This window comes from Xanthomonas sp. (assembly GCF_017163755.1).
GTDB lineage: Bacteria > Pseudomonadota > Gammaproteobacteria > Xanthomonadales > Xanthomonadaceae > Xanthomonas_A.
On sequence record NZ_JAFIWC010000054.1, the window covers coordinates 1 to 9,808 of the forward strand.

A 9,808-nucleotide genomic window follows, 5' to 3' on the forward strand; every position below is an offset into this window, starting at 1 on the left:
GCTCAACGCCATCGCGCGTGATCGAGCGCCTTATGCCCCTCCTGGGATCGCTCCTGCATGACAGTTGACTCCTACAGTGGCGTCGCCACTGGCCCTTTAGCCGACCGCCGCGCTCAGCGCGGCCCCCAGCTCCGGATGGCGGAACGCATAGCCTTCCTGTTGCGCGCGTGCCGGCAGCACGCGCTGGCTGCCGAGCAGCAGGTCGGCCATTTCGCCGAACGCCAGCCGCAGCGCCACGGCCGGCGCCGGCAGCAGCGCCGGCCGGTGCAGCGCCTTGCCCAGCTGCCTGGCGAAGTCGGCATTGGTGACCGGCGCCGGCGCGGTGGCGTTGTAGGCGCCGTCGCCGCCGTGCTCGAGCAGCCACAGCAGCAGGCCGACGTGGTCGTCGCGATGGATCCAGCTCATCCACTGCCGCCCGTCGCCCATGCGCCCGCCCAGCCCGAGCCGGAACGGCGGCAGCATCCGCGCCAGCGCGCCGCCGTCGCGACCGAGCACCACGCCGGTGCGCAGCAGGCTCACGCGCATGCCCAGCTCGCGCGCGCGCGCCGCCTCGGCTTCCCAGTCGCGGCACAGCTGCGCGGCGAAGTCGTCGCCGGCGGGACTGGCCTCGTCGAGCACGCGCTCGCCGGCGTCGCCGTAGTAGCCGATCGCCGAGCCGGACAACAGGCAGCGCGGCCGCTGCGCGTCGGGCTGTTGCGCGATCCATTCCAGCAGCGTGCGGGTGGTGCCGATGCGCGAGGTGCGGAAGCGGCGCTTGCGGGTTTCGCTCCAGCGCCCTTCGGCCAGCGGTTCGCCGGCCAGGTTGATCGCCGCATCGGCCGCATCGGCCTGCGCCAGGTCCTCGAGCGCCTGCACGCCGGGCAGGATGCGCGCCGCGCGCGCCGCGCGCGCGGCGTCGCGGGTCAGCACGCTGACCCGATGGCCGGCCTGGAGCAGGGCCGGGCACAGCGCCTGGCCGATGAAGCCGGTGCCGCCGGTGACGAGCACATGCATGGTCGCGCTCCGCGAAAGGGGACGGCAGTGTAGGGCGCCGGCACGGCGCCGGCGGTGAACGCATGCGCCGCCGCCGGCACGCGTTCGCGACGCCTGCATGGCGCCATCGGCACCATGCGCCAGCCGCCGGAGGTCCCGGTGCGAGGAAGCTTCCGTGCCCCGCGATTCCCTCACCGCGACGCCATCGATCTGCGTTGCCGCGCCGGCGCCGGGCCGGCCGCGCCGCCGCGTACGCGTGCTGCTGCTGGCGCTGGCGATCGCAGCCAGCGGCGGCGTCGCGGCGCAGTCCGCAGCGCCGACCGAGCAGGCCAGCGCCGATTGCCTGGAAGCGCTGCTGCGCGAGCTCGGCTGGCGCGTGCAGGCCAGCGCCGCGGCACAGCCGCAGGTCGTGCCCGGCGATCCGTGCCGGCGCCTGTCGCTGCAGGAGGCGCACGCGCACGGCGATCTGCAGGCGGCGCTGCCGGCGCGCTGGAACGAACCGCAACGGCGCCAGGCGCTGCGCGCGCTGCTCGATTCGCCGGCCACCCGCTGCGGCTACTACTTCGTGCTGGGCCAGGCCACGCAGCGCGCGGTGACGCGCCTGCAGGACAATCCCGGCTACCGCTTCACCGCGGTGCAGCTGGGCTGGATCGGCTTCGGCGCCGGCGGCGCGCGGCGCCAGGGCTGGGAGCGCTTCCGCAGCTTCGGCCGCGGCTATCAGCCGGCGAACGGCAACGCGCGCGCGATCGAGGCGTTCTATACCGGCAAGGTCCGCTCCGAATGCGGCGTGGGCCGGCAGATCGCGCAGCTGGCCACGCAGCGCGAACTGTACGGCGACGCCGCGTTCGATCGCGAGTTCAGCGCGGCGGAGCTGTCGATCGGCACCTTCCTGACCCTGCACGACACCGACAGCATCCTGCTCGGCGCGCACGCCGGCGAGTTCTTCGCCGACGGCAAGGCGGTCAAGACCTCGAAGACGGGCGCGTCGGCGTTCGTCGGCGCGCCGGGCTTCATCGCCCATGTGTTCGAGCGCAGGTATCTGGACGACATCAACAACCAGGCCGAGAACTTCGTCGTCGCCGGGGTCAGCGCGCAGGCGGCGCAAGCGCTGGCGCACCACGGCGGCTTCGCCCACTACGACCGCGTCAACCGCCGCATCTGGGAGCTGGCGCAATCGCTGCGCGGGCGCGGACGCGAGCGCTTCGAGCGGCTGCTGTACCACCGCGATGCTACGCTGCGCGCATCGTTGTCGTCCGCGCAACGCACTGTCCTGGCGCAGATCGACGCGCTGCTCGACGACCCGTTCTACCGCGGCTTCCTGGTCTACGTGCATCGGCAAGGCATCCGTCCGGTGGGCTACCACATCGCGCGCCTGCTGGACCGCAATCCGCGCACGCCCTACGCCATCGACCTGGCGTTGCACAACGTCCACACCACGCTGTATCGGCGCTGGATCGATCGCCGCTTGCAGGACTGTGCGCATGCATCAATGGCGGCTGTCTCGCGATAGGCGGGGCTGCACGCAGGCGGCCGCTTCATGCGACCCTAGCGGCCTTTCCGATTTCGAACTGGGACACGACATGGAACTGGGACTGGTGGGATTGGGCCGCATGGGCGCGAACATGGCCGAGCGGCTGGTGCGCGGCGGCCACCGCGTGGTGGGTTTCGACGTGGGCGCGCCCGCGCGCGAGGCGGCACGGCAACGCGGCGTGGAGGCGGCCGACTCGATGGCCGCGCTGGTGGCCGCGCTGCCGGCGCCGCGCGCGCTGTGGCTGATGGTGCCGGCGGGCAAGATCGTCGACGACACGATTGCGCTGCTGCTGCCGCTGCTCGCACCCGGCGACGTGATCGTCGACGGCGGCAATTCCTACTACAAGGATTCGGTGCGCCGCGCCGCCGAACTGGCCGCGCACGGCATCGGCTACGTCGACTGCGGCACCAGCGGCGGCGTGTGGGGCCTGGCCGAAGGCTACAGCCTGATGATCGGCGGCGACGAAGCGACGGTGGCGCGGTTGAATCCGCTGTTCGCCACGCTGGCGCCGGCGCCGGACGCCGGCTGGGGACGGGTCGGTCCCAGCGGGGCGGGCCACTTCACCAAGATGGTCCACAACGGCATCGAATACGGAATGATGCAGGCCTATGCCGAAGGCTTCGCGCTGATGGGGCGCAAGCAGGAATTCGACCTGGACCTGCACCAGATCGCCGAGGTCTGGCGCCAGGGCAGCGTGGTGCGCTCGTGGCTGCTGGACCTGTGCTCCGAGGCGCTGGGCAGCAACCCGGGCCTGGCCGGCATCGCGCCGTACGTGGAGGATTCCGGCGAAGGCCGCTGGACGGTGGCCGAGGCGATCGACCTCAACGTGCCCGCGCCGGTGATCACCTTGTCGCTGCTGGAGCGGCTGCGCTCGCGCGACGCCGATTCGTTCACCGACAAGCTGCTGGCGGCGATGCGCAACCAGTTCGGCGGGCATGCGGTGATGCGCGAAGTGCGCGACGTGCCGTCGCACGGCGGGCCGCGCGACACGCTGCCGAAGTAGCCGCCGCCAGGGCCTGTTAACGCTATTGGGATAGGCCGCACCGTGCGCGCCCAAGCGCGGCCCTGCGGGTTGCCGTGTGCGGCGCCCAGCCGGCCGCGCGGGGCTTGGACAGACGGACAAAGCCTGCCACGGCGCCACGCGCAGCCACCTGGCCCGCACACGGCAACGTGGCCCATTCCAACAGCGTTGGCAGGCCCTAGTCCAGCGCGATGGCGCGGCCGGATTCGGCGCTGCGGCGCCCGGCATCGAGCAGGCGCATCACCGCCAGCGCCTGCGCCGCATCCACCGGCGCCGGCGCCAGCCCTGCGATCGCGTCGCGGAAGCCGGCATAGCAGTGGCGGTAGTCGCCGCGCAGCGTGGGCAGTTCGCGTTCGCTGGCGGCGCCCTCGGCATCCACCAGGGTCAGCCGGCCCGGTATCGGGTCCTCGCCCCACTGGGCGGCGGCCGGCGTCAGCCCGGCGCGCAACTGCGCTTCCTGCGTGTCCAGGCCGCGCTTGAGATAGCTGCCGCGCTCGCCGTGCACCGCGAAGCGCAGGCCGTGCGCGGCCACCAGCGAGCCGGCGTGCAGCACCGCGCGCAGGCGCCCGTAGCGCAGCACCGCGTGGAAGTAGTCGTCGGCCTGCGCGCCGGGGCGCTGCCGCGCCAGGTCCAGCTGGATCGTCTCCGGCAGGCCGAACAGCTGCAGCGCCTGGTCCAGCAGATGTGGGCCCAGGTCGAACCACAGGCCCGAGCCGGGCAGGTCGTGTTCGCGCCAGCGATCGCCCACCTGCGGGCGGTGGCGGTCGAAGTGCGAATGGAACTCGGCGATCTCGCCCAGCGTGCCGGCGTCGACCAGCCCGCGCACGGTGAGGAAGTCGCCGTCCCAGCGGCGGTTCTGGAACACGCTGACGATGCGCCCGGCACGCTGCGCCTGCGCGACCACCTGCTGCGCCTCCTCCACGGTGACGGTGAACGGCTTGTCCACCAGCACGTGCTTGCCCGAGGCCAGCGCCGCCAGCGCCAGCGGCGCATGGGTCTGGTTCGGCGTGGCCAGCACGATCGCATCGACCTGCGGATCGTCGAACGCCTGTTGCGCGTCGGCGACCACGCGCGCCTGCGGGTACGCCGCCGCCGCTTCGGCGGCGCGGCTGGAGACCAGCGTATGCAGCCGCAACCCGGGCGTATGCGCGATCAGCGGCGCATGGAATACGCGGCCGACGAAGCCGTAGCCGAGCAGGGCGAGGTTGAGGGGTCTGTCCATCGGTAAAGGTCCGTGCGGCAAAGCGGAAGTATCCCGCCGATGGCGCCAAACTTCACGGCGCTTCCATTCTGCGGTCACGTGCCATGGACACGGGCGCGCAGACACTGCACACACCTTCAAGGGAGGAGGACATCATGAACACGAATCTTTCACGCAACCTGCTGGCCGCTGCGCTCGGCCTCGGCATGCTGGTAGGCGCCGGGCAGGCCTTCGCGGTCGATCCGCCGAAGGACGCCAGCCGCCAACACGACGCGATGGGCCACGACAGCGCCAAGCACGACTCCAAGGAGCCGGTGACCGACAGCTGGATCACCACCAAGGTCAAGGCCGACCTGGTCGCGACCAAGGACGTTCCGGGCACCGATATCAAGGTCGAGACGGTCAACGGCAAGGTCACGCTGAGCGGCTCGGTGGACAACAAGGCGCAGCGCGAAAAGGCGATCGCTGTGACCAAGAAGATCGACGGGGTCAAGAACGTGGATGCGTCGGGCCTGAAAGTGGCCGCCACCGCGCAGAACTGATCCACGCATCGATACGGTCCGAGGCGAGGCGGATCGCATCGGCAGCAGGCGCACCCTTCGGGGTGCGCCTTTTTTTGTCTGCGTTGTCTACCTGTTCGTTCGGATAGCTGAACGCGTTTCGCGTCACATTGACATCCATTCAGGGACTATCCAGACATTCCAGGCTCTGGACGATTCCCATGTTGAACGCTCCTACGCAATCCGCAAACGACCCCATCGCATCGGAGGCGCTCGGCGCCGCGGTGGCCCGCGCGATTCCTGTCGCCAAGTCGCCGCTGGCCCTGTCGCTGGCGATGCGCCAGCTCGAATCCAGGCTCAGCACGCTGCTGGCCACCTGCCAGGACGACGACGGTTTCTGGCGCCAGTTCGGCCAGGTCATGGACACGCTGAGCGAAGGCCTGGCGCGCGCCGACGTCGCACGCCTGAACAGCCACGCCGACTTCCTGCTGGTCCGCGCCGGGATGTGCTCGTGGACGCTGGCCAGCCTGCCGCCGGCGCTGGCCGCGCGCCGCTGAAAACCGCGTCCATGCTTCAAGCGAACGGGCGGCCGGGGAGTCGCCCGTTTTCATTGGAACCCGTAATATACGCCGGCCTATTCAGGAACCTCGCCGCGGCGCAGGTCCGTGAATACTTCATCCGGCTCGCGGGAGGATCGGCGACAATGCCGCCCCTGCCGGCCTATCCACGCATCACCGGGGACGCTTCGGAACACGCATGCAGATAACGGCCACCAACGACGCCTGGGATCGATGGCGCCTGCCCTTGCTGGCGTTGGCCGTCGTGCTGATCGTGATCCTGCCTTCGCTGCTGCTGCGGCAGATGAGCGAGAGCACGCTGCGCGCATCGGACTGGGTCGCGCACAGCCATGAGGTGAAGTCGGCGCTGCGCGGGCTGGAAGCCAGCATGCGCGACATGGAATCGGCGGCGATGGCGTTGTCGCATGGCGCCGACACGCCGATCCTCGGCGAACGGCTGGCCGAGTCGCAGGCGGCGATGGCGCCGGCCATTGCGCGCCTGACCGAGCTGACCCGCGACAACGCCGACCAGCAAGTGCGCATCGGCCGCCTGCAGAGCACGCTGGAGCGGCGCAGCGCGCTGGCGCGGCAGATCTCGCAAACCCGCGACCCGGAGCGGATCCGCAGCCTGATCCGCGAGATGACCTCCGACAACCCGATCCGCGGCCTGGTCGCCGACCTGCAGAACCGCGAATCGGAACTGCTGGCCGAGCGCACCGCCGATGCCGACCAGCGGCGCACGCTGGCCGCGGCGATGAGCTGGGTGTCGCTGGGCGTGCAGCTGCTGTTGCTGGGCATGGTGATCTGGCTGCTGCAGCGCCAGATCGGCCGCCGGCTGAGCGCCGAGCGCGACATGCTGCGCGCCAACGGCCGCGCCGCGGCGGTGCTGCAGACCGTGCGCGAGCCGATCGTGCTGCTCGACGGCAGCCAGCGCATGCTGATGTACAACGCCGCGTTCGCCGAGCTGTACGGGTTGAATCCCGAGCAACCGGTGAAGGCGCTGGACGAGGTCGGCGACGGCGTGTGGCGCGACCCGATGATCCGCCAGCGCCTGGCCGACGTGCTGCTGCGCGGCCGCGAACTGTGGGATTTCGAACACACCCAGACCGCCGCCGACGGCATCGCCCGCACCATGCTGCTCAACGCGCGGCGCATGCCGCTGCCGGACAGCGACGACGAGGTGGTGCTGATGACGGTCACCGACATCAGCGTGCAGAAGGCCACCCAGCAGCGCATCCAGGACCTGAACCGGCAGCTGGAGGGCAAGGTGGAGCAGGTGTCGGAGGTCAATCGCGAGCTGGAGGCCTTCAGCTATTCGGTCTCGCATGACCTGCGCGCGCCGCTGCGCCACGTGGCCGGCTTCTCGGACAAGCTGATGCGCCACCTCGGCGACGGCGCCGACGAGAAGAGCCGCCACTATCTGGAAGTGATCGGCACCTCGGCGCGGCGCATGGCCTCGCTGATCGACGACCTGCTGGTGTATTCGCGCCTGGGCCGCAGCGCGCTGCGCCTGCAGGCGGTGGACATGCAGTCGCTGGTCGCCGAGACGCGCGCGGTGCTGGACGCCAACTTCCAGGCCGACCACGGCGGCAGCGGGCACCGCATCGAGTGGAGCATCGCGCCGCTGCCGATCCTGGTCGCCGACGAGAACATGATGCGCCAGCTGTGGCTGAACCTGCTCGGCAACGCGGTCAAGTACAGCGCCAAGCGCGAGGTCGCGGTGATCGAGGTCGGCTACAAGCTGGAAAGCGACGGCAGCCACCATTTCAGCGTGCGCGACAACGGCGCCGGCTTCGACATGGCCTATGCGGCCAAGCTGTTCGGCGTGTTCCAGCGCCTGCACAAGGCCAGCGAATACAGCGGCACCGGCATCGGCCTGGCCAGCGTGCGCCGCGTGCTCAGCCGCCACGGCGGCCACATCTGGGCCGATGCGGCGCCGGACCAGGGCGCCACCTTCCATTTCGTACTCCCCCCCGCGCTTGAAGCGCCTACCCACGAGCCCATCGCATGACCGCCATCCGCACCATCCTGCTAGCCGAAGACAGCCCCGCCGATGCCGAGATGGCGGTCGACGCGCTGCGCGATGCCCGGCTCGCCAATCCCATCGTGCACGTCGAGGACGGCGTGGAGGCGATGGACTACCTGCTGCGCCGCGGCGCCTATGCCGACCGCGAGGAAGGCCTGCCGGCGGTGCTGCTGCTGGACATCAAGATGCCGCGCATGGACGGGCTGGAAGTGCTCAAGCTGGTGCGCAACGACGAATCGCTCAAGCGCCTGCCGGTGGTGATCCTGTCGTCCTCGCGCGAGGAGAGCGACCTGGCGCGCAGCTGGGACCTGGGCGTCAACGCCTACGTGGTCAAACCGGTGGACGTGGACCAGTTCTTCACCGCGGTGAAGACCTTGGGCACGTTCTGGGCGCTGATCAACCAGGCACCGGACAAAGAGTAAGGCGCATGCCCAAGACCGGCGCCAGGCTCGGCCCGATCCGGATCCTGATGGTGGAGGATTCCCCGGAGGATGCCGAGCTGCTCTCCGACCAGCTGCTCGAGGCCGGGATCGAAGCGACCTTCCGCCGCGTGGAGAGCGAGGACTCGCTGCGCGAGGCGCTGCGCGACTTCCATCCGGACATCGTGCTGTCGGACCTGAGCATGCCGGGCTTCTCCGGGCACCAGGCGCTGCAGATCGTGCGCGCCGGCGGCAACACCACGCCCTTCATCTTCGTGTCCGGGACGATGGGCGAGGAGACCGCGGTGCAGGCGCTGCACGAGGGCGCCAACGACTACATCATCAAGCACAACCCGACCCGGCTGCCGTCGGCGGTGGCGCGGGCGATCCGCGAGGCGCGCAGCGAGCAGGAGCGGCAGCGGGTGGAAGGCGAGCTGATGCGCGCGCAGCGGCTGGAGAGCCTGGCGCTGCTCGCCGCCGGGCTCAGCCACGACCTGCGCAACATCCTGCAGCCGCTGCTGATCGTGCCGGAACTGATGGTCGGGCGCAGCGACGATCCGCAGCTGCGGCACCTGGCCGACGTGATCGCCGAATGCGGCCGCCGCGGCCACGAAATGGCCGAGTCGATGCTCTCGTTCGTGCGCGGCTCGCGCAAGCCCAGCGAGCGCGTGCCGCTGGCGGGCCTGTTCCAGGCGGTGCAGATGCTGCTCAAGAGCAGCCTGCCGGACGGCGTGGTGCTGCAGGTGGAGGTCGCCGACGGCGACCTGGCGATCGAGGCCAACTACACCGAACTGCAGCAATGCCTGCTCAATCTCGGCCTGAACGCGATCCAGGCGATGCCCGACGGCGGCCGGCTGACGCTGAGCGCCAGCGCGGCCACCGGCGCCGACGGCCGCGAGCAGGTGCGCATCGAGGTCGGCGACGAGGGCGTGGGCATGGACGAGCACACCCGCGCGCGCCTGTTCAGCCCGTTCTTCACCACCAAGCCGGACGGCACCGGCCTGGGCCTGATCTCGTGCAAGCGCATCGTCGAAAGCTACGGCGGCAGCATCCACGTGGACAGCACGCCAGGCGTGGGCACCTGCTTCGAACTGCTGATCCCGATGTACGGGCACCCGCCGCTGGCCGGCGAGCCGGAGCAGGCGATACCGATGGGCAAGGGCCAGCGCGTGCTGCTGGTCGACGGCGAGGCCACGCGGCTGTCGCTGCTCGGCAACGCGCTGTCCAGCCAGGGCTACCGCCCGCAGCTGGCCTCCGACGGCGCCGCGGCGCTGCGCGACGTGCGCGAGCACGGCTTGCCCGACCTGGTGATCGTGGACTGCGACATCATCCTGCTGTCGGCGGTGAGCCTGCTGCTGGCGCTGCGCGACCTGGACTACCAGGGACCGGCGATCGTGCTGGAAGACGTCAGCACCTCGCTGCAGCGCGACCATTTCCCCAGCGACATCGCGGTGCACGTGCTGCGCAAGCCGCTGGAGATGCGCCGGGTGTTCCGCGCCGTGGCGCATGCGTTGGAGAGTGGTTGAGAAGCCGGGACTCGGGACTGGGGACTCGGTACTCGGTGGTCATGAGCGCTGGTGG

General features: G+C 70.6%; 9 protein-coding genes. 7 read left to right on the forward strand and 2 right to left on the reverse strand.

Annotated elements, in window-relative coordinates:
- Positions 1–96: 96 nt before the first annotated feature.
- A complete protein-coding gene (locus tag JR065_RS21160; RefSeq protein WP_206236490.1) occupies positions 97–993 on the reverse strand; it encodes a TIGR01777 family oxidoreductase in 897 nt (298 codons plus the stop codon).
- Positions 994–1,180: 187 nt separating this feature from the next.
- On the opposite strand from JR065_RS21160, the gene JR065_RS21165 reads away from it, so the two are divergent.
- Positions 1,181–2,482 carry a hypothetical protein gene (locus JR065_RS21165; RefSeq protein WP_206236502.1) on the forward strand — a complete coding sequence of 434 codons (1,302 nt, stop codon included), beginning with the start codon at positions 1,181–1,183 and terminating at the stop codon, positions 2,480–2,482.
- 70 nt (positions 2,483–2,552) lie between these two features.
- Positions 2,553–3,506, forward strand: a complete 954-nt coding sequence (gnd, locus tag JR065_RS21170) for a phosphogluconate dehydrogenase (NAD(+)-dependent, decarboxylating) (protein WP_206236491.1) — start codon at positions 2,553–2,555, stop codon at positions 3,504–3,506.
- 196 nt (positions 3,507–3,702) lie between these two features.
- On the opposite strand, the gene JR065_RS21175 is transcribed toward gnd, so the two are convergent.
- Positions 3,703–4,746 (reverse strand): oxidoreductase, encoded by a 1,044-nt coding sequence (locus JR065_RS21175; protein ID WP_206236493.1) that lies wholly within the window; start codon positions 4,744–4,746, stop codon positions 3,703–3,705.
- Between the two features lie 134 nt (positions 4,747–4,880).
- Here JR065_RS21175 and JR065_RS21180 point away from each other — a divergent pair, with 134 nt between their 5' ends.
- The 5 genes from JR065_RS21180 to JR065_RS21200 all read left to right on the forward strand — a co-directional run bounded on the left by JR065_RS21180 (position 4,881) and on the right by JR065_RS21200 (position 9,753).
- Positions 4,881–5,267 (forward strand): BON domain-containing protein, encoded by a 387-nt coding sequence (locus JR065_RS21180; protein ID WP_206236494.1) that lies wholly within the window; start codon positions 4,881–4,883, stop codon positions 5,265–5,267.
- Between the two features lie 179 nt (positions 5,268–5,446).
- Positions 5,447–5,782, forward strand: a complete 336-nt coding sequence (locus tag JR065_RS21185) for a hypothetical protein (protein WP_206236496.1) — start codon at positions 5,447–5,449, stop codon at positions 5,780–5,782.
- A 199-nt stretch (positions 5,783–5,981) separates the two neighbouring features.
- Positions 5,982–7,793 carry a sensor histidine kinase gene (locus tag JR065_RS21190; protein WP_206236497.1) on the forward strand — a complete coding sequence of 604 codons (1,812 nt, stop codon included), beginning with the start codon at positions 5,982–5,984 and terminating at the stop codon, positions 7,791–7,793.
- Positions 7,790–8,230 (forward strand): response regulator, encoded by a 441-nt coding sequence (locus JR065_RS21195; protein ID WP_206236499.1) that lies wholly within the window; start codon positions 7,790–7,792, stop codon positions 8,228–8,230. Before JR065_RS21190 ends, JR065_RS21195 begins: the two co-directional genes overlap by 4 nt.
- Positions 8,231–8,235: 5 nt before the next feature.
- On the forward strand, positions 8,236–9,753 hold the full coding sequence (locus JR065_RS21200) for an ATP-binding response regulator (RefSeq protein ID WP_206236500.1): 1,518 nt from the start codon (positions 8,236–8,238) through the stop codon (positions 9,751–9,753).
- The last annotated feature ends 55 nt before the right edge of the window (positions 9,754–9,808 follow it).

What these genes read in the sequence shown, in the direction of transcription:
- JR065_RS21160 (WP_206236490.1), bottom strand. Translation starts at nt 993, where the DNA reads ATGCATGTGCTCGTCACCGGCGGCACCGGCTTCATCGGCCAGGCGCTG.
- JR065_RS21190 (WP_206236497.1), top strand. Translation starts at nt 5,982, where the DNA reads ATGCAGATAACGGCCACCAACGACGCCTGGGATCGATGGCGCCTGCCC.
- JR065_RS21175 (WP_206236493.1), bottom strand. Translation starts at nt 4,746, where the DNA reads ATGGACAGACCCCTCAACCTCGCCCTGCTCGGCTACGGCTTCGTCGGC.
- JR065_RS21180 (WP_206236494.1), top strand. Translation starts at nt 4,881, where the DNA reads ATGAACACGAATCTTTCACGCAACCTGCTGGCCGCTGCGCTCGGCCTC.
- JR065_RS21185 (WP_206236496.1), top strand. Translation starts at nt 5,447, where the DNA reads ATGTTGAACGCTCCTACGCAATCCGCAAACGACCCCATCGCATCGGAG.
- gnd (WP_206236491.1), top strand. Translation starts at nt 2,553, where the DNA reads ATGGAACTGGGACTGGTGGGATTGGGCCGCATGGGCGCGAACATGGCC.
- JR065_RS21195 (WP_206236499.1), top strand. Translation starts at nt 7,790, where the DNA reads ATGACCGCCATCCGCACCATCCTGCTAGCCGAAGACAGCCCCGCCGAT.
- JR065_RS21200 (WP_206236500.1), top strand. Translation starts at nt 8,236, where the DNA reads ATGCCCAAGACCGGCGCCAGGCTCGGCCCGATCCGGATCCTGATGGTG.